Source organism: Vibrio sp. (assembly GCF_984391705.1).
Map to the genome: position 1 here is coordinate 1 of NZ_CFHWOM010000060.1, position 18,683 is coordinate 18,683.

The 18,683-nt window shown below is 43.9% G+C and carries 23 protein-coding genes; 15 read left to right on the forward strand and 8 right to left on the reverse strand.

The window, feature by feature from the left end; all coding sequences use genetic code 11:
* On the reverse strand, nt 1-427 hold a 427-nt coding region (locus AC4MRV_RS18885; RefSeq protein ID WP_491188860.1), incomplete at its 3' end, for a toprim domain-containing protein.
* Between the two features lie 368 nt (nt 428-795).
* Between AC4MRV_RS18885 and AC4MRV_RS18890 the strand changes: the two genes are divergently transcribed.
* Complete coding sequence (locus tag AC4MRV_RS18890) at nt 796-1,044, forward strand: YciN family protein (protein ID WP_491188861.1); 249 nt, start codon at nt 796-798, stop codon at nt 1,042-1,044.
* An 85-nt stretch (nt 1,045-1,129) separates the two neighbouring features.
* Here the strand turns inward: AC4MRV_RS18890 and aroA are convergent, their stop codons facing one another.
* Together aroA and AC4MRV_RS18900 are read right to left on the reverse strand one after the other, a co-directional pair.
* A complete protein-coding gene (aroA, locus tag AC4MRV_RS18895) occupies nt 1,130-2,410 on the reverse strand; it encodes a 3-phosphoshikimate 1-carboxyvinyltransferase (RefSeq protein WP_491188862.1) in 1,281 nt (426 codons plus the stop codon).
* 158 nt (nt 2,411-2,568) lie between these two features.
* A complete protein-coding gene (locus tag AC4MRV_RS18900; RefSeq protein WP_491188863.1) occupies nt 2,569-3,024 on the reverse strand; it encodes an outer membrane lipoprotein in 456 nt (151 codons plus the stop codon).
* Between the two features lie 16 nt (nt 3,025-3,040).
* Here AC4MRV_RS18900 and aat point away from each other — a divergent pair, with 16 nt between their 5' ends.
* From aat to infA, 3 genes are all read left to right on the forward strand, one after another.
* Nucleotides 3,041-3,769, forward strand: a complete 729-nt coding sequence (aat, locus tag AC4MRV_RS18905; RefSeq protein WP_491188878.1) for a leucyl/phenylalanyl-tRNA--protein transferase — start codon at nt 3,041-3,043, stop codon at nt 3,767-3,769.
* The gene (locus AC4MRV_RS18910) at nt 3,759-4,457 is read left to right on the forward strand and encodes an arginyltransferase (protein ID WP_491188864.1); all 699 of its coding nucleotides are present in this window, start codon (nt 3,759-3,761) and stop codon (nt 4,455-4,457) included. Before aat ends, AC4MRV_RS18910 begins: the two co-directional genes overlap by 11 nt.
* A gap of 80 nt (nt 4,458-4,537) precedes the next feature.
* Nucleotides 4,538-4,756: a translation initiation factor IF-1 gene (gene infA, locus AC4MRV_RS18915; RefSeq protein ID WP_001040192.1), complete on the forward strand. Its 219-nt coding sequence runs from the start codon at nt 4,538-4,540 to the stop codon at nt 4,754-4,756.
* Between the two features lie 348 nt (nt 4,757-5,104).
* Here the strand turns inward: infA and AC4MRV_RS18920 are convergent, their stop codons facing one another.
* Both AC4MRV_RS18920 and cysS read right to left on the reverse strand, forming a co-directional pair.
* Nucleotides 5,105-5,683, reverse strand: a complete 579-nt coding sequence (locus AC4MRV_RS18920) for a thymidine kinase (RefSeq protein ID WP_491188865.1) — start codon at nt 5,681-5,683, stop codon at nt 5,105-5,107.
* Nucleotides 5,684-5,758: 75 nt separating this feature from the next.
* Nucleotides 5,759-7,141, reverse strand: coding sequence for a cysteine--tRNA ligase (gene cysS, locus AC4MRV_RS18925; RefSeq protein WP_491188866.1), 1,383 nt, complete (start codon nt 7,139-7,141; stop codon nt 5,759-5,761).
* Between the two features lie 202 nt (nt 7,142-7,343).
* Between cysS and AC4MRV_RS18930 the strand changes: the two genes are divergently transcribed.
* The 4 genes from AC4MRV_RS18930 to AC4MRV_RS18945 all read left to right on the forward strand — a co-directional run bounded on the left by AC4MRV_RS18930 (nt 7,344) and on the right by AC4MRV_RS18945 (nt 10,446).
* Nucleotides 7,344-7,838, forward strand: a complete 495-nt coding sequence (locus AC4MRV_RS18930) for a peptidylprolyl isomerase (protein ID WP_038138919.1) — start codon at nt 7,344-7,346, stop codon at nt 7,836-7,838.
* 56 nt (nt 7,839-7,894) lie between these two features.
* Nucleotides 7,895-8,626, forward strand: a complete 732-nt coding sequence (lpxH, locus tag AC4MRV_RS18935) for a UDP-2,3-diacylglucosamine diphosphatase (protein ID WP_491188867.1) — start codon at nt 7,895-7,897, stop codon at nt 8,624-8,626.
* Between the two features lie 93 nt (nt 8,627-8,719).
* The gene (locus AC4MRV_RS18940) at nt 8,720-9,934 is read left to right on the forward strand and encodes an EAL and HDOD domain-containing protein (protein WP_491188868.1); all 1,215 of its coding nucleotides are present in this window, start codon (nt 8,720-8,722) and stop codon (nt 9,932-9,934) included.
* 17 nt (nt 9,935-9,951) lie between these two features.
* Nucleotides 9,952-10,446, forward strand: coding sequence for a YchJ family protein (locus AC4MRV_RS18945; RefSeq protein ID WP_491188869.1), 495 nt, complete (start codon nt 9,952-9,954; stop codon nt 10,444-10,446).
* 41 nt (nt 10,447-10,487) lie between these two features.
* On the opposite strand, the gene AC4MRV_RS18950 is transcribed toward AC4MRV_RS18945, so the two are convergent.
* A complete protein-coding gene (locus tag AC4MRV_RS18950) occupies nt 10,488-10,772 on the reverse strand; it encodes a YeaC family protein (RefSeq protein WP_491188870.1) in 285 nt (94 codons plus the stop codon).
* 105 nt (nt 10,773-10,877) lie between these two features.
* On the opposite strand from AC4MRV_RS18950, the gene AC4MRV_RS18955 reads away from it, so the two are divergent.
* A complete protein-coding gene (locus AC4MRV_RS18955) occupies nt 10,878-11,696 on the forward strand; it encodes a DUF2989 domain-containing protein (RefSeq protein ID WP_491188871.1) in 819 nt (272 codons plus the stop codon).
* Nucleotides 11,697-11,742: 46 nt separating this feature from the next.
* On the opposite strand, the gene msrB is transcribed toward AC4MRV_RS18955, so the two are convergent.
* Complete coding sequence (msrB, locus tag AC4MRV_RS18960) at nt 11,743-12,147, reverse strand: peptide-methionine (R)-S-oxide reductase MsrB (protein WP_491188872.1); 405 nt, start codon at nt 12,145-12,147, stop codon at nt 11,743-11,745.
* Between the two features lie 335 nt (nt 12,148-12,482).
* Here msrB and gap point away from each other — a divergent pair, with 335 nt between their 5' ends.
* From gap to AC4MRV_RS18975, 3 genes are all read left to right on the forward strand, one after another.
* Nucleotides 12,483-13,478, forward strand: coding sequence for a type I glyceraldehyde-3-phosphate dehydrogenase (gap, locus tag AC4MRV_RS18965; RefSeq protein WP_491188873.1), 996 nt, complete (start codon nt 12,483-12,485; stop codon nt 13,476-13,478).
* Between the two features lie 176 nt (nt 13,479-13,654).
* The gene (locus tag AC4MRV_RS18970; RefSeq protein WP_491188874.1) at nt 13,655-14,539 is read left to right on the forward strand and encodes a D-hexose-6-phosphate mutarotase; all 885 of its coding nucleotides are present in this window, start codon (nt 13,655-13,657) and stop codon (nt 14,537-14,539) included.
* A 112-nt stretch (nt 14,540-14,651) separates the two neighbouring features.
* Complete coding sequence (locus AC4MRV_RS18975; RefSeq protein WP_021018016.1) at nt 14,652-14,999, forward strand: hypothetical protein; 348 nt, start codon at nt 14,652-14,654, stop codon at nt 14,997-14,999.
* Nucleotides 15,000-15,009: 10 nt separating this feature from the next.
* Here AC4MRV_RS18975 and AC4MRV_RS18980 read toward each other — a convergent pair whose 3' ends face one another.
* Nucleotides 15,010-15,978: a nucleoside hydrolase gene (locus AC4MRV_RS18980; protein ID WP_491188875.1), complete on the reverse strand. Its 969-nt coding sequence runs from the start codon at nt 15,976-15,978 to the stop codon at nt 15,010-15,012.
* Between the two features lie 206 nt (nt 15,979-16,184).
* Here AC4MRV_RS18980 and rlmA point away from each other — a divergent pair, with 206 nt between their 5' ends.
* The 3 genes from rlmA to AC4MRV_RS18995 all read left to right on the forward strand — a co-directional run bounded on the left by rlmA (nt 16,185) and on the right by AC4MRV_RS18995 (nt 18,614).
* Nucleotides 16,185-17,027, forward strand: coding sequence for a 23S rRNA (guanine(745)-N(1))-methyltransferase (gene rlmA, locus AC4MRV_RS18985; RefSeq protein WP_047481336.1), 843 nt, complete (start codon nt 16,185-16,187; stop codon nt 17,025-17,027).
* Between the two features lie 84 nt (nt 17,028-17,111).
* Entirely contained in the window at nt 17,112-18,059 is a 948-nt protein-coding gene (locus AC4MRV_RS18990) for a ChaN family lipoprotein (protein ID WP_491188876.1), read from the forward strand.
* A 195-nt stretch (nt 18,060-18,254) separates the two neighbouring features.
* Complete coding sequence (locus tag AC4MRV_RS18995; RefSeq protein ID WP_491188877.1) at nt 18,255-18,614, forward strand: hypothetical protein; 360 nt, start codon at nt 18,255-18,257, stop codon at nt 18,612-18,614.
* Nucleotides 18,615-18,683: the final 69 nt, after the last annotated feature.

The window sequence follows — 18,683 nt, forward strand, 5'->3', positions numbered from 1 at the left end:
CGCGTTTGTATCGCTCTTCATCGCCACCGATGATCTCACGAAGGTGCCAAGCGATGGCTTCTCCTTCGCGGTCCAAATCGGTTGCGAGATAAACGCTGTCTGCGTCTTTAGCGAGCTTTTGCAGCTCAGCGACCACTTTTTCTTTGCCCGGAAGCACTTGATAGTTCGCTTCCCAGCCGTGGTAAGGGTCAATACCCATTTTCTTAATCAGCGCTTTGCGATCTTTTTCTTTCTTGATGCGCGCTTTTTCTTCAGCACTTAAGCCTTTGGTTGATACCGCAGCTGCTTTTTGGCCTGTGCTTTGGCCAGCGGTTGGCAGATCACGTACGTGACCTACACTGGACTTTACGATGAAGTCCTTACCTAAATACTTATTGATGGTCTTCGCTTTTGCTGGCGACTCCACAATAACCAGTGACTTACCCATAATTGACTCAAGTGTCCTATAATGACGGCGACATATAATTATCGCATGACATACTTAATGCTTCGGTTCTTTTTTTACTATTGAGCGAGATTACAAGAAGATCAATATCTTTTTCAAAAATAAACTTTAACTGCTCGACAATTCGACGAAAGTCGACGAGGTTGAAAGGGCCACATACTAAACTTCTGTTAATCAAAGACGCCAGTTCCTAAATGGTTTTTATGCCACTTGTCACAAAACCAATGGCTTCGGTAAAATCGAACGCTCAGTAATTCATTGATCTAGACCATTTGAAATTTGTCTCATTGTTCTTAGAATCGCAACATCGTCTCTTCTATATAGAAGATCACCAACCTACGAGTATTAATATGAGCGATAAGAAAATCATTTCAAAATTCGAACTGTTACTGATTGCGAATCACATCATCCAAGAGCATGACGATTATATCGAAGGAATGCGTGCCGACAGTGTTGAAGAGAAAGAAGACGTACTTATCTTTAAAGGTGAATATTTTTTAGATGACAACGGAATGCCAACGGCCAATACCACAGCAGTCTTCAATATGTTCAAGTACTTAGCTCACCACTTATCGAAAGAGTTTACGCTCGAACAATAACAAACCTAAAAACGAAAAGGGTTGACGCTGATACGTCAACCCTTTGATAAAAAGTCACTCACCGCTTCACGGTGAGGACAGTTCATTATGAACTTAAACCTTCCAACTTATCAAAGTAATCAGGGAACGTTTTAGATGTACACTTGGGATCATTGATAGTCACTGGAGTGTCACTCAACGCTACCAATGAGAAACACATCGCCATACGGTGATCGTCGTAAGTATCAATTGCAGCATGGGTTAGTTTCGCAGGCGGTGTGACAACGATGTAATCTTCACCTTCTTCCACTTCAGCGCCCACTTTACGTAATTCTGTCGCCATCGCAGACAAACGATCGGTCTCTTTAACACGCCAGTTATATACGTTGCGAATCGCCGTCGTCCCTTCAGCAAAAAGTGCTGTAGTCGCGATAGTCATCGCTGCATCAGGAATGTGGTTAAAGTCCATATCAACGGCCTTAAGCTCACCAACTCGTGAAACCACATAGTCATCGCCCCACTCAATCTGAGCACCCATTTTCTCTAGCGCATCTGCAAATTGAATATCACCTTGAATACTGTTTTTGCCAATACCGGTAACTTTAATCTCACCACCTTTAATCGCTGCCGCAGCTAGGAAGTAAGAGGCTGATGAGGCATCACCTTCAACAAGAAAATCACCAGGAGCAACGTAAGATTGACCTTTACGAATTACGAACTCTTGGTAATCGTTGTTTTCTACCTCAACACCAAACTGAGACATAATGTGTAGAGTAATATCGATGTATGGCTTCGATACTAAGTCTCCAACAATTTTAATCGTCACATCGTCTTGTGCGAGTGGCGCTGACATTAAAAAAGCAGTTAAGAATTGGCTTGAAATCGAGCCATCGATCTCTACTGTGCCACCCTTTAAACCTGTGCCGTGAATTTTCAGCGGTGGGAAGTTTTCGTTCTCTAAATAGTCTACTTTGGCTCCCGCCTGGCGAAGCGCATCAACCAAATGGCCGATCGGGCGTTCTTTCATGCGAGGCTCACCGGTTAAGACGTATTCCCCTTCACCAAGACACAATGCAGCTGCAAGCGGACGCATGGCCGTTCCTGCATTACCTAAGAAAAGCTCTAATGCTTGCGCAGAATGGAAAGGTTGGCCTAAACCTTCGACTTCACAAACTGTTTTGTCGTCAGATAGACGATAACTTACACCTAGCTTTGTCAACGCATTGAGCATATGACGGATATCATCGCTATCGAGTAGGTTAGTCAGTCTTGTTGTGCCTTTTGCAAGTGCCGCTAAAAGTAGCGCTCGGTTTGATACACTTTTCGAACCAGGAAGGTTCACTTCCCCAGAAACTTTATTAATTGGTTGTAACGTAAGGCTTTCCATTAAAATTGATATTCCTTGCTCGCCCAGCGTTACTCACCGGACGATGAAAAATTCTTCGTACTTGCAGACTATCTAAAAACTTTGCGTAAAACCAGAGCAAAACAGGGATTAAACCTGAATAATTATGTCATCCGAGGTGATGATACAAAACGTGATGCTCAATAAGTTTTATCCACTCGTACCCCTTCATCAAAATAAAGAATTCTTACATCATCACCACGCTCGAACAGCATGTTGCTGTCCACATCTTGAATCACATCGATCAACTGACCTTTGTCTGTTTTAATCAGTATTTCTACCAATCGATATTCAATGCGATACTCTTGATTAGCCTGATTTCGCGCTACTCCTGCACCAGCAATTGCACCAACCGCCGTTGCGACTTCTTTGCCTCGGCCATCGCCAAATTGATGACCAATCACACCACCAACAACCGCGCCTAACAATGTTTCCCAACCAGAACTCTTTGATTTAACAATGTCTTGTTGACTGATGTAACGAACCGTATCAACTTTGCCAAACACCACCTCATTAACTGGCCTTGCCGTATTTCTCTGGTACGCCGCATTGGCAATCATTGGAAAAAGCAATATGATCCAAAGTAGTTTTTTCATTTTCTTTCCTCTATTCATGACGCTCTATCTTACTGAACTCGACCCAGATGAAATTTGGTTCCCTTCTCCTGAAGAAGCACTCGACGATCCCAATGGTCTGTTAGCAATTGGTGGTGACCTAAGCCCCGAGCGCCTAATCTGTGCGTACCAAAATGGTATTTTCCCTTGGTATGGACCGGGTGAGCCTATTCTTTGGTGGAGCCCTTCACCAAGAGCCGTATTTAATCCTAAGACATTTAAACCGGCTAAAAGTCTTAAAAAGTTTCAGCGTAAGCACGGATATACCGTCAGTATAAATAAGGCGACCTCTTCCGTCATAGAGCATTGTGCCGCTGTAAGAAGTGCAGAAGAAACCTGGCTAAACGCAGATATGCGTAATGCTTATAACCAACTGGCGGATCTGGGTTACTGTCATTCCGTCGAAGTTTGGCACAACGATGAACTTATTGGAGGCCTTTATGGCTTGTCTATAGGGCAACTTTTTTGCGGCGAATCGATGTTTAGTCTTAAAACTAACGCGTCAAAAATCGCCTTATGGTACTTTTGCCATCATTTTAAACAGAACGGTGGACACATGATTGATTGTCAGGTGATGAATCCTCACCTTCAGTCATTGGGCGCTATCGAATTGCAACGGGATGACTTCTCTCAAACCCTGCTATCATTTAAAAAGCACTCTATAAAAGAAGATTGCTTTAAACAACAGTGGCTAACATTACCAACCGAGGGATTGAATGAGCTCTGATCTACAACAGATCCGAATTGGACTCACAGACAGCCATCAATGCAGCTACTTAACTGAACGAGAAGAAAGAGTGGCAGTAGCTCTTGACCCTGCTATGCACTGCGGCTCTAGTTACGAAGTATTGCTTGCGAATGGATTTCGTCGCAGTGGCGATACCATATATAAACCTCACTGCGATAGCTGCAGTGCTTGCCAGGCATTGCGTGTCTCGGTACCCGATTTCCAAATGTCAAAAAGCCAAAAACGTTTGGTGAACAAAGCCAAGCATTTCGAGTGGCAACTAAAAAATGAAATGGATCAGGGGTGGTTTGAACTATACGCTCGATACATCGAAACTCGACACCAAGCCGGCTCAATGTACCCGCCAAAAGAAAACGAGTTCTCATCTTTTTCTCATTGCGCTTGGCTTAATACCCAGTATCTGCACATTTACGATCAAGGCAAACTTATTGGTATTGCTGTCACGGACATCTTATCCAATAGTGCCAGCGCGTTTTATACCTTCTTCGATCCCGATTACGAGCTTTCACTAGGGACGTTAGGTGTATTGTATCAACTCGAATACTGCCAGCAGCAAGGCAAACAGTGGCTCTATTTAGGCTATCAAATTGATGAATGCCCTGCGATGAATTACAAAGTCCGATTTCAGCGTCATCAAAGGCTAGTAAATCAGCGTTGGCAAGGGTAGAATACGCCCCAACTTTACATAATTCATTTTTAACGGCATTATGCGCCGGTAGAAATTGCCCATTTTGAAAAGAGGATTAAATGGCTAAAGAAGACGTAATTGAGATGCAAGGCACTGTCCTTGATACTCTTCCAAACACAATGTTCCGTGTTGAGCTAGAAAACGGCCACGTAGTTACTGCTCACATCTCTGGTAAAATGCGTAAGAACTACATCCGTATTCTTACTGGTGACAAAGTAACTGTAGAGATGACTCCATACGATCTATCTAAAGGTCGCATCGTCTTCCGTGCTCGTTAATCTCCGACTGCCTAGCGCATTCAGAATTAGTCGAATACAACAAAAAAGCGAAGCCTAGTGCTTCGCTTTTTTGTATCTCATGATTACCCTGCTCTCAACCACATAAATAGGTATTGCTTCTACAAGCCGCTTGTTCATGATAAATGGTCGCCGATAGAACAGTAGGTACCGCATGCTTGTTAACAATACCCATTTATGCGCCCGTCACGTCAGATGAACATGATCGGGCTTCTGATTAGGTATTATGCAACATGCATGCGCCAAATTCGGATAACTCATCACTAGGTGGCAATATTGATTTAGCCGCTTGTGGAATAATACCTACTTAGGCGCCCTCTGACTCTTAAGCTATTTACCCAGCGCTTCTTTGTAGTGCTGACGACATACTGACACGTAACGATCGTTGCCACCAATCGCAACTTGATCACCTTCAGCAATCGCTACGCCATGCTCATCAGTACGGATAACCATGTTGGCTTTACGGCCACAGTGACAAATTGTTTTTAACTCGATGAGTTTATCTGCCCATGAAAGTAGGTATTTGCTGCCTTCAAAAAGCTCGCCTAAGAAATCGGTTCTCAAACCATAACAAAGAACTGGAATATGTAGCTTATCTACCACTTCTGTTAGTTGATACACCTGCTCTTTCGATAAGAATTGGCACTCATCGACCAAGATGCAGTGTCGCTTCTCTACTTCATTCAGGGCCGCGATCTCTTGATACAGATTAGTATCAGCGTTGAAAAGCTGAGCTTCAGATTGTAGGCCGATACGAGAACTCACTTTACCTACACCGTAACGGTCATCTAAAGCTGCCGTGAAGATCACGGGGGTCATGCCACGCTCTTGGTAGTTAAATGATGATTGAAGAAGAGTGGTGGATTTACCCGCATTCATAGCCGAGTAATAGAAGTACATCTGAGCCACTGTGGTGTCCTGTTTGAAATTTATAAAAAACCAAAGAAAAGGGCTGAATTAACAGCCCTTCCAAATGCTTAATGTTTACTTACGACGCCAAGTCGTTCCTTCTGGGCCATCTTCAAGTACGATACCCATTTCCGTCAGCTTATCACGTGCCATATCGGCATTCACCCAGTCTTTCGATGCACGAGAGTCATTACGCAGTTTGATGAGCGCTTCAATTTCAGCAACTTCATCATCATTACCGGCATCGCCTTTCAAAAAGGCTTCTGGATCTTGATGTAGGATACCAATTACATCAGCTAGCTCACGCATCAAAGCACCCAGAGAGCTCGCTGCTGTGATATTTTCAGTCTTAAGACGGTTGATTTCACGTGCCATATCAAAAAGTACTGAGTACGCTTCTGGCGTATTGAAATCGTCATTCATCGCATCAGTAAAGCGAGTAACATACTCTTCACCACCCGCCGCAGGAACCGTAATATCAAGACCACGTAGAGACGTGTATAAACGCTCTAAAGAAGCACGCGCTTGATTGAGGTTTTCTTCGCTGTAATTGAGTTGACTACGGTAGTGGCCAGACATTAAGAAGTAACGAACCGTTTCAGCATCATAGTGACCTAATACGTCGCGAATGGTGAAAAAGTTACCCAAAGACTTAGACATTTTTTCACGGTCAACCATAACCATGCCACTGTGCATCCACGTATTCACATAGTCGGTACCGTGTGCACAGCAAGACTGAGCGATTTCGTTTTCATGGTGAGGGAACTGAAGATCAGAGCCACCGCCATGAATGTCAAAGTGATTACCAAGAATTGAAGAGTTCATTGCTGAACATTCAATGTGCCAACCTGGGCGGCCAGCGCCCCATGGTGATTCCCACGTTGGTTCACCTGGTTTCGACATTTTCCAAAGAACAAAATCTAACGGGCTACGTTTTGCAGACTCCACATCAACGCGAGCACCCGCTTGCAGTTGATCCAAGTCTTGCTTAGATAGCTTGCCGTAGTCGTCAAACTTCTTCACTTCAAACATCACGTCGCCGTTACTCGCTACGTATGCAAAACCGCGCTCAATAAGCTTCTCAACAAGCTCAATAATTTCAGCGATGAACTCAGTTGCGCGAGGCTCCACATCTGGACGTTTCATATTAAGAGCATCGAAATCAGCGTGCATTTCGCCAATCAAACGTTCAGTCAACGATTCACAGCTTTCGCCATTTTCGTTTGCACGCTTGATGATCTTATCGTCAATGTCAGTGATATTGCGCACGAAGTTAAGATCGTAGCCCAAGTAACGTAGGTAACGGGAAACAACATCAAAAGAAACAAAGGTACGACCGTGACCAATGTGACAGAGATCGTAGATGGTTACTCCACAGACATACATGCCAACTTTTCCGGCAGTGATTGGTTTGAATTCCTCTTTCTGTCTTGTGAGTGTGTTATATATCTTTAACATGATCTCTATCTAATAATTGGGTGAAACAAAATAGTGGGCCAGTATATCAAGTAGTCCTTGCTAACGTAATCCCTCTTACGCCTAAAAAGCCATCAATAACACCTATACTCAAGTCTCAACCCTTACTTTTCACGTATTAATGTTAGAAAAGTTAAGATAGAATCTTGGGCTCAAATCAAAAACATATGTAAAGGACATAGTCATGATCACCCTTCACACTAATTTTGGTGATATCAAAATTCAGCTAAACGAAGAGAAAGCACCAGAAACAAGCGCGAACTTCCTACAGTACTGCCGTGATGGTTTCTACGACAACACGCTTTTCCACCGTGTTATCGATGGTTTCATGATTCAAGGTGGCGGCATGGAGTCTGGTCTTCGTGAGAAAGCAACACGTGCACCAATCAAGAACGAAGCAAACAACGGCCTAAGCAACAAAGTAGGCACGTTAGCAATGGCACGTACAATGGAGCCACATTCTGCAAGCTCTCAGTTCTTTATCAACGTGAACAACAATACCTTCCTAGATTTCCGTAGTGAAAGCTTAGATGGTTGGGGTTACTGTGTATTTGGCGAAGTTGTCGAAGGCATGGACATCGTTAACAAAATTAAAGGTGTAAGCACTGGATCTTACGGCATGCACCAAGATGTCCCTCTAGAAGACGTGCTAATCACTGGCACAACTATCGAAGAATAATGATAGTTAGGAAGAGCGATCTCGCTCTTCCTGTTCTTTTCTAGGTAAGCGTAACCATGACAACACTATTTATCTCTGATTTACACCTCTCTCCTTCCACTCCGGACATCAACGCATGCTTTATCAAATTCATGCGCGAAGAAGCCATTCACGCAGAAGCGCTCTACGTATTAGGTGACTTATTTGAGTTTTGGATTGGCGACGATGATAAATCCGATTTCGCGACCACAATTCGCTCTGAGTTCAAACAGTTAACCCAAGCAGGCGTGCCGACTTTTTTTACTCAAGGTAATCGCGACTTCTTAGTAGGTAAACGCTTTGCCAAGCAAACTGGTGTAACGCTTCTTGGTGACGAAACCGTGATCGACTTATATGGTAAAAAAGCGATCATATTACACGGTGATACCTTGTGTACTCGAGATGTGAGCTATCTAAAGTATCGTGAAAAAGTCCACCAACCTTGGCTTCAGTGGGTATTCAATCGTATCCCAATGTTTATAAAAAAGAAGATTGTCTCCAAGGTGCAGTCTGATATTAAAGATGACAAACAAACCAAATCGCTCGACATCATGGACGTCACCCAAAGTGAAGTTGAGAGTGTTATGGCGGCCAATAACGTTGATCTAATGATCCATGGCCATACGCATCGCCCTAAAGTTCACACATTTGATATAAGCGGTCAGACTAATACTAGAATTGTATTAGGGGATTGGTACACTCAGGGTTCTGTGCTGTCATACGATAAAGAAACTTTTGATTTACAAACTAGACCGTTCAGCACTGACTAAGCGATTGTTTTTATTTCAGTCACTCCCAATATTTTTATGCAGCAGACTTTCTGTTGTGCGTCGTAAACCTATTTATTGAGCGCGGCATTCACCTTGAAATATTCGTACATTGCAAGACAACCTATACTAGATAAATCAAAAAAAACGGTTGGTTACGAGCTACTTTTTAGGGATGGTCCAAAAAATACATTTCCCGCAATTGACCCAGAGCACGCAACCAGTCGACTACTATCCGATCATTTTCTATCTACACACTATGCGACGCTTGGAAACAAACTAGGTTTTGTCAATTTCCCATACCAAAGCCTTATTAATAAAGTACCAACTCTGTTTCCAGCAGAAAGCTTGGTTATAGAAATATTAGAAGATTGCCAGCCAACTCCTGAACTGCTCGAAGCGATCAAAGAGATGGCCGCTCTCGGTTATAAAATTGCTCTAGATGACTTTATTCCATCCAAAGAGTGGCGAGTTTTCTTACCGTATATTTCTATTATTAAATTTGATATTCGCGCTATATCCTTGGATAAAGCTCAACTGTTTATTGAGCGATTAGCGGGTAGCCATATTCAATTCTTAGCGGAAAAAGTCGAAACCCACGAAGAGTTTGCCCGCGCTAAAAAAGCTGGGTTTAGCTACTTTCAAGGTTACTTCTTCAGCAAGCCTGAAATGATTCAGCGAAAGTCGCTAGAGCCATCATTTGTTACAGTCGTTCGACTGCTGACGGAGATTTCTCATACAGAGATCAATTACGCTCAAGTAGAATCACTGATCAGCCAAGACGTAACCTTATCTTATAAGCTGTTAACCTACGTCAACTCATCCGCAATGGTGAGTAATAAGATCCAGTCGTTCAAACAAGCACTGGTCTATCTAGGTGAAGATAAGCTGCGCAAATTCATTTCTCTGGTCGCCTTAGCTGCTACTCAAGATGATAAGCCGGATTACCTATATGGTCTGTCGATTCAAAGAGCACGACATTGTGAGTTACTTGCTCAACAACAAACTTCCACTATGGAGCCTGGACAAGCGTTTTTGATGGGAATGTTTTCCCTACTTGATAGCTTACTCGACAGACCAATAGAACAAATAATCAATGAAGTGCCTGTTGACGATATGATCAAGTCTGCCCTCATCAAAGGACAGGGAGAGCTAGGGGCCTTACTTGCTCTAGTTAGAGCCTATGAAAAAGCAGAGTGGGATCAGGTTAGTGAGCATTGTAAGACTCTTGAACTCCCACAGCCTGCGTTGAGCGAATGCTACGATAAGTCTGTAAAATGGACTGCCGAACTGCTCTCAGTCCAACGTTAATTACTCTAGGAGATAACATGTCGTTATGCCCTTGCGATAGCCAGCGCCCTTACGCTGAATGCTGTCAACCTATTCACCTAGACCCAAGGTCAGCAGAGAGTCCTGAACAACTGATGCGCTCAAGGTATTCAGCGCACGTTAAACAACTCGTCGATTTTGTAGTTGATACTTATCATCCTAGCTGCAATGCCGAGTCTCAGCGTGCTGAAATTGCCGAGTCAGTGCATGGTGATTGGTGTGGCCTAGAAGTCGTCTCGACGGAGCCTGGTCTCAATGATGATGAAGGATACGTCACATTCAAAGCCACGTTTCGTCAAGATGGTGACGAGTACTGCTTAGAAGAACGTTCTCGCTTCGTCCGTGAAGATGGGCAATGGTTTTACATAGATGGGACATTCCCTCGCGAGCAAGTAGATGAGCGTCTCTCTCAGCCTATTCAAAACCTAAAAGTAGGACGCAATGATCCTTGCATATGTGGAAGCGGTAAGAAATTTAAAAAGTGTTGTGGCTAGCACTATAGTTAAAAAGGCAGGAAATCTCCTGCCTTTTTAATTTATTGTTTATTAGGGTTTATACGCACAATATCTTGCTGTTCAGCCTGGAATTGTTTCTTTAATTCAGACTTTGATTTAAAACTGATTTCGCCACCTTGAGCAACTGTCATGTGCTGTGCTTCTGTGTTGTGCTTTGATTGATAAAGCATCACCGCTTGCATACATGAATCTCGTTGCTCTTGCGTCAGCGCTGTGCCTTCAGGCCACTTTCCTGTTTCGACAGCAAAAAGTAGACGCTCATATGCTTCCGGTGTGATGGCATCAATTAACTGCTTTGCGTCCATGGTGTATCCTTTAAGTGAGTTGAACAGCAAAGAACATAGCGAGCTGCAATCCTGAGTCAAGGAAAGAAGAATAAATAAGTCTAACGGATCACAAGCGACAACATTATGAAGAAAATACATGCTCTGACCCTATCACTCTTAAGCCTGACGCTAATGGGCTGCTTAGAAGGGCGGAAAAACACGGAACAGCTGTGTGCAGATAACCCAGCGTTAAAGTGTGAGCGACTCAATATGGATGATGGTCAATGCCGCCTACCAAGAACTGATCTGATATGGCACCGATTTGAAGTCATAAAAAACCCGACACCAAAGAACCGTATTCAAGAGTATGAGCTCGTCGCTGAATATAAAAAGTGCTTAGAGCTCGCTTCTCAGATACAAGCTATTGACCAAACTGAGCTGAAGCAAAGACGCTTTAAGGCATTGGTTAACTCTGGGGAAGATTTAGAAACGATTGTTGGTGTGTTGTCTCAGTCCAAATCTCCTGAAGCACTCTACTTCCTATGGAGCAGAGTAGGTAACGAAGACGCAAGAAGATCATTCTTACAATTAGAGGGGACTTCGCAGCTTGACACTGCAGACATGCAGTATGCGTTAGCAACATTCTATACAAGCAGAGATCAACATAAAACTCGACAGCTGCTGCTGCGCGCGCTGGAGCTGACAAATCAAAACAACATCAACAATGAAGTATTCAAATCTTTAGCCAGTACCACGTATAGACTCAAACAGCGAGAAGAAGCCTATATTTGGGCGATGGTCGCGAGTGAATTTGACGTACCAATTGCAACAGAGAGTGAGCTGCAATTGCTGTATGGCTTTGATGATGGCAAATACAAACAGCTTCAACTCATTGCAGACCAGCTAAAAGAAGCGATTGAAAAAGGCACCTTCACAAAAGAAATGGTGCCAAAATTCAAATAGGTCTTGAAAGGATAAAACAAACAGCGGTGATAAACTCACCGCTTTTTTATGAATTGTTGAAAATTAACGACACAGAGTTAACACAGAAACGCTCACCTGTTGTCTTTGGCCCATCATTAAAAACGTGACCAAGGTGGCTATCGCATGTTGCACAACGGATTTCAGTTCTCACCATTCCGTGACTTGCGTCCTCTAAATAGCGAATAGCCTGATCATTTATAGGGGCATCAAAGCTAGGCCAACCACACCCTGAGTCATACTTGTTATCCGACTTAAATAGAGGGGCTTGGCAGCAGGTACAAGAATAGACGCCGGTTTGCTTGTTATGCAGCAACTTTCCTGAAAATGGTGCCTCCGTACCCTGCTCTCTACATACCCGATATTGTTCTTCAGTTAAGGCTTCACGCCAGTATTCATCGGGCTTTGTGACTTTTTCTACCTTATGTTTCACCGGATTAAATCTCCATGTTCTCATTTTTTATTATGACTTTTTTCGCGAAAAACTTGCGAACAATAACCTTTGTAGCACATACTTTGACACCATAACAGGATGGTTAAACTTTCAGCAGCGCTGTAAACATCTGAACTATTTTACGTCAACTGGTTAGGGAAAAAAGCAATAATCCGTTCAAAACATAGCCATTTGCGACTAATTGTGAAAAAAAGCGACGCTTTTTTTTGACTTTAAACAAGTTAAGTCCGATTATCTGTTGCAGATTTTGACTGGATTCTGTAATTTTACTACCAGTTATCTTTAATCAGAAATTAAGTTGTGGAGCAACTATAATGACTATCAAAGTAGGTATTAACGGTTTTGGCCGTATCGGTCGTTTCGTATTCCGTGCAGCGCAAGAGCGCAACGACATCGAAGTTGTAGGTATTAACGACCTTATCGACGTAGATTACATGGCATACATGCTTAAGTACGACTCAACTCACGGCCGTTTCAACGGTACTGTTGAAGTTGAAGGCGGTAACCTAATCGTTAACGGTAAAACTGTACGTGTTACAGCTGAGCGTAACCCAGAAGACCTTAAGTGGGATGCAATCGGTGTTGACGTTGTAGCTGAAGCAACTGGTCTTTTCCTAACTGACGAGACTGCACGTAAGCACATCACTGCTGGTGCTAAGAAAGTTGTTCTAACTGGTCCTTCTAAAGACGCAACTCCAATGTTCGTTATGGGCGTTAACCAAGACACTTACGCTGGTCAAGACATCGTTTCTAACGCTTCTTGTACTACTAACTGTCTAGCGCCTATCGCTAAAGTTCTTAACGACAAGTTCGGTATCGAATCTGGTCTTATGACTACAGTTCACGCTACTACAGCAACTCAAAAAACTGTAGACGGTCCTTCTGCTAAAGACTGGCGCGGTGGTCGTGGTGCTTCTCAAAACATCATCCCATCTTCAACTGGTGCTGCTAAAGCTGTAGGCGTTGTTCTTCCAGAACTAAACGGCAAACTAACTGGTATGGCTTTCCGCGTACCAACAGCTAACGTTTCTGTAGTTGACCTAACAGTTAACCTAAAAGAAGGCGCATCTTACGAAGCTATCTGTGCAGCAATGAAAGAAGCTTCTGAAGGCGAACTAAAAGGCGTTCTAGGCTACACTGAAGACCAAGTTGTTTCTCAAGACTTCATCGGTGAAGTTCAAACTTCAGTATTCGATGCTAAAGCTGGTATCGCTCTAACTGATAACTTCGTTAAAGTTGTATCTTGGTACGACAACGAAATCGGTTACTCAAACAAAGTTCTAGACCTAATCGCTCACATCTCTAAGTAATTATTACTTAGCTGAAAAGCAATTAGCGAAGCTTGTGTTTGAAACATAAGATTTGAATAAAAGGCGGCTCTAGAGTCGCCTTTTTTGTATCTGGAATTTGAGAGAATGAAGACTCGAAGTTGCATTCAATATGCGAAGCTTGTCGAAAGCTCTCTCCCAGCGATAGGAAACTATACATGGATTTAAAAACTCTCCCAGCCCTAACCGTACTATCTGATAACGTCACTATCGTCGAAGTTGATCAGATTAAAATCGTCCGCGTTATTCATGAGAAAGCAACTGCAGGTATCGCACTACATGGTGGTCATGTCGTATCGTTCACTCCTGCCGGAAAGCAAGATCTGATCTGGATGAGCGAAAAAGCTATCTTCGATGGTAAAGCAGCACTTCGCGGCGGTATTCCGGTTTGTTGGCCTTGGTTTGGCCGTATCGCAGCACCAGCACATGGTTTTGCGCGTACGGCAGAATGGGAATTGGTTGAACACCGTGAAAACGACAATGGCGTGATCGTTGAACTCGCCCTTTTCCCAACTGAAGAGATTCATAACATTTGGCCACACATGTTCGATGCTCGTCTTGTCGTTGAAATCAGCGATGAGCTAAAAGTGACATTGAAAGTCATGAACATTGATGATGAAGAGTGGACATTCTCTGGTGCACTGCACACTTACCTAAACGTTGGTGATATTAAGCAAGCACAAACGACGGGTATGGGCCCTGAATACATCGACAGTCTAAAAGCAGGCGAAGTCTGCCAAGGTGGCGAAGTTCTTCAGCTAACCGATACTATCGACCGTGTTTACACTCAGCCAGAAACGCAAATTTTGGTGAAAGATCCAGTTTTGGATCGCACTCTTAGTGTAGAAAACCAAGGCCATAACTCAGCAGTGCTGTGGAACCCTTGGGCAGAAGGCGCACAAGGCATGGGTGACATGGCAGACAACGGCTACGCAACCATGCTGTGTGTTGAGTCGACAGTGCATGCGCCAAGTATCGAGCAAGGCAAGACGTTACAACCAGGCGAGACACACGAACTTATCACTGTGATTTCAGCACAGTAATCCAGTTTAAAGGCCGGCTCATCCGGCCTTTTTTACAACGCCCAAGCACAACACACGAGCTACCCATGCCATACTAAGACCAACCAAAATGAGTCGAGATGATGGCATAACCATGAAATACCGCATTTATTCAATATCACTTCTTACGGGCTTATTGTTTGGCTGTGCCAACACTGAGGTCTCGTTACAACCCACGAAGAACGTCGCCGAATACAAGCAGTTGTCGCCAACTCAATATCATGTGTATTGCCCGACGGGTATTTGCCGTTTCCAAGTTTCCGCAAACCAAAAAACGGCAGTCACCATTGAGATGTTCTATGACAAGAACAAACCATTCAAGAAGATTGAAGGCCTAACCTACGACAATCAAAATCAATATCCAACGTCGAATGCTTTTACTCTTCCCTTACAGCAAGACAGCGAGTGGATATCCGTGCAAGTCATCGACTATTACCGATAACCCCACTCCATTATCGCTTTGAATAACGAATAATCGACTCTCGATACAGTGAAAGCAGTGTATCGCTTTTCACACCAACCCCAACGTTTTGCGCGGAGAAAGCACGCCACTCATCGTGCATGTATTTGCGTTGATCCGTTTTCTGAATCGTCATCCCCTCTGCGGGTCCATCGGTAACCACCCTGACGGCACCACTGCGTAAGGTGAATAGCTCAGGTTCAATCACATAGGCAATCGCGGAAGGATCGTGGACATGGCAACCATTCATTCCAACCTTCTCTGAGTAAAACTTCAAATAGTAGCGGCTGACATCCCAAATAAATTGCCCTACTTCACTCGCCTCTTCTCGCAGTTGGTCTAGGTATTGCCCGGTAAAGAAACTCTCTTCCGTTACATCCAAACCAATAATCACCACAGGCCAAGACGCAGTGAATACTTTATCGGCAGCATGAGGGTCATCATGGATATTTGCTTCCGCAAATGGCGTGACATTGCCTCGATGGTCGTTCTCTCCAAAAGCGCCGCCCATCACAACCACTTCTTTAACCAAGTTAACGATTTCTGGGTCCGCTTCCAAAGCAAGCGCAAGGTTCGTTAAAGGGCCTACGGCCACCAAGGTAATTTCTCCCGGCTCCGCTCTAACGCTTTCAATGATGTAACGATAGGCAGGCGTATCAATGGCACTCACATTCAGTAAACTTGGCGCCTTCACATCACCAAAGCCGGCTTCACCATGCACAACAACCGTTGCTCCGACCGGCGCTTTTACTAAAGGTTTATCCGCTCCTTTCGCAACCTGCGCTTTCATACCAAACTTCTGTTTTAGGTAAAGAGCATTCTGTGTGGCATTGTCTATGGTCGCATTGCCATAAACTGTCGTAATACCCATTAGCTCTATGTCTGGATGTGCTTCTGCAAAAAGAATCGCCATCGCATCGTCAATGCCAGGGTCTGTGTCTAAGATAATTTTCTTTGTCATATCGGCTTTTATCAAACGCTAGGAAAGCCTCAACCATACCCAGAAAAAACAGCGATAAACGTGACCTAAACCTAAGGTATGATTTTTCCTCCAGTATGCCGCTCATTCAGCACCCAAAGCACGAGGACTCGAAGCGCTTTTTTGTTTCGCTTGCCGCATCCCTTTTTGATAGAATTTGCCGCCCTACTTCCAGTCCAGAGATCGTCATGAACTATCAATGTCCTCTATGTCACCAACCTCTTGAGCTCACAGCTAAGACGTTTAAGTGTGAAAACAATCATCAATTCGACTTAGCAAAAGAAGGCTACGTCAACTTGATGCCTGCACATCACAAACGCTCAAAAGATCCAGGTGACAACAAAGAAATGATGCAAGCACGTCGTCGTTTCCTAGAAGGCAACCATTACGATCCAATGCGCCAAGAAGTTGCTCGCCTGTGTGCGAAGTACACCGAAGGCACAAGCCATCAGCTATTGGACATTGGTTGTGGTGAAGGCTACTACACCGATCAAGTTCAGCAGTCTCTGCATGCTCAAAATGAAGCGGCAAATGTTTACGGCTTGGACATCTCTAAAGTCGCTATTCGTTACGCCTCTAAGCGCTACCCTAACTGCGATTTCAGCGTGGCATCCAGTCATCGCCTACCTTTTGCAGAGCAATCTCTGGATGCGATTTTACGCATCTACGCACCATGTAAAGCGGAAGAGCTGCAACGTGTAATTAGAGATAACGGTGTGGTCATTACGGTAACACCAGCGGGTCGTCACCTATATCAATTCCGCGAGCGTATCTATCAGGAAATTCGTTTGCACAACGAAGAACCAGAAAGTATCGAAGGATTCGAACTTGAGCATCAACAAAAGCTTAACTACGTCATGGATTTAAAAGATGGCGTGGCATTCGATTTACTGCAAATGACCCCATTTGCATGGAAAGCCAGCGATGAACTTCGTGAAGAGCTAAAGTCATCTACACTTTTCCAATGTGAGGCTGATTTTATGTTACGAGTTTATCGTAAGAAATCAGCTCAATCTGAGAATGAAGAATAAAATGTAACGCAAATTATTCTCATTACCATTGATTCATTTATCAGCCTCCATTAATATCATTCGGACATTTTTGGAGGCTTTTTAATGCGCTTTTCTACCCTAGGCCTGATTTTTACGGGCTTACTGACAGGTTGTGCGTCAAACGCACCGACCGCTCCCAACACCGTTGCTGACAACGTGACCAGTTTCTATGACTACCAACTTCATGCCCCTTCTGGTGAAGCTATCTCAGTTAATCAATTAACGCCCGAGATACAACAAGCCGATGTAATTCTGATTGGTGAATGGCACACGCACGCTGGCATCCACCGTTTTCAGACCGACATGTTAAAACAGTTATCTTCTGCGAATCGCCCTCTTGCCCTTTCAATGGAGCAAGTGACACGTGACAAACAAGCGTTCTTAGATGCCTACTTAAACGGTGAAATTGGTGAGCAGTACTTCATGAAACAAAGTAATGCATGGCCAAATTACGAAAGTGATTACCGCCCATTAGTTGAGTTTGCTAAGCAGGCTGAAATTCCAGTCATCGCCTCAAACGCACCGAAAAACATTGTTCGTTGTATTGGCCGCCAAGGTGTCGATTACCTAGATAAACTCGATAGCGATGAGCGTAGTTTTGTTGCAGATGACGTCAACACTGCGAACAGCCCGTACAAAGAAAAGTTCATGGCATCTATGCACCATGGCAAGCCTGAGCAGACCGAAAAACAATACGCAGCTCAGGTAACATGGGATGAAACTATGGCGGAATCGATCGTCAAATACTTGGAAAAACATCCAGGTACTCAAGTGGTTCACGTTGCCGGAAAATTCCATACTGAAGGTGGCTTAGGTACAGCTGCTTCTATCTTGAATCGCAATCCAAGCTTAAAAGTGCTGGTGATTACCCCAACGGCAAACATCACTTTAGATGGCTCCGATTATCAGCTTGAGGTGCTCGAACCGCCCGTGCGCTATGTACAAGACGCAAATCGCATGGCTGCGTACAAACACTTAGCGACACGTAACAGCGACCTACAATGTAAGTGATCAGAATCGTCTGACAAAGGATGAAGAAAAATAGGTCTGCTTTTTGCTAGCAACTTTGTTTACACATAGAAAGCGGCAAAAACAGACCTATTTTTTATTTGATTGATTCAAGAAATGTCTGTCGCCGTCGATATAAAGATAACTGCTTTTTACCTGCACTCAATGAGCGAGTGTCGTTGTTCGAAGGGGTAACAGATGAATCCAGTAGGAAGCAATTCAGTCAATACATACGCGGCGCAGCAAAACAAAGTAGACCAAGCCAAAACGGCAGACAACGTTGCCGACGCAGCCCCATTAAAAGTGGAGCAAAACAGAGTCACGCTCTCCTCAGAAGGAAAAGCGTTGCTTGCGGCGCTAAAGCAAATCGATCACGAAAGTAAAAAAGTCGAAGCGGAAAATAAAACCGTCGGTGACCAAGTAGAGTCTTTTGCTCATGGAGCATTGGGGATGGATCATCCTGACACCATTGAAGAAGAGGAAGATGGCTCATACTCTGCTGGCCAATACCTTTCAGCGGCGTTGACTGTGGGTGGAATCATCTTGGCTCTAGTCTAGCTTTCGTGCGACATGAGTTTAAAATTCAACCAATAATCAATTGATTAAACGAGAGTTTCTTTCGTTACG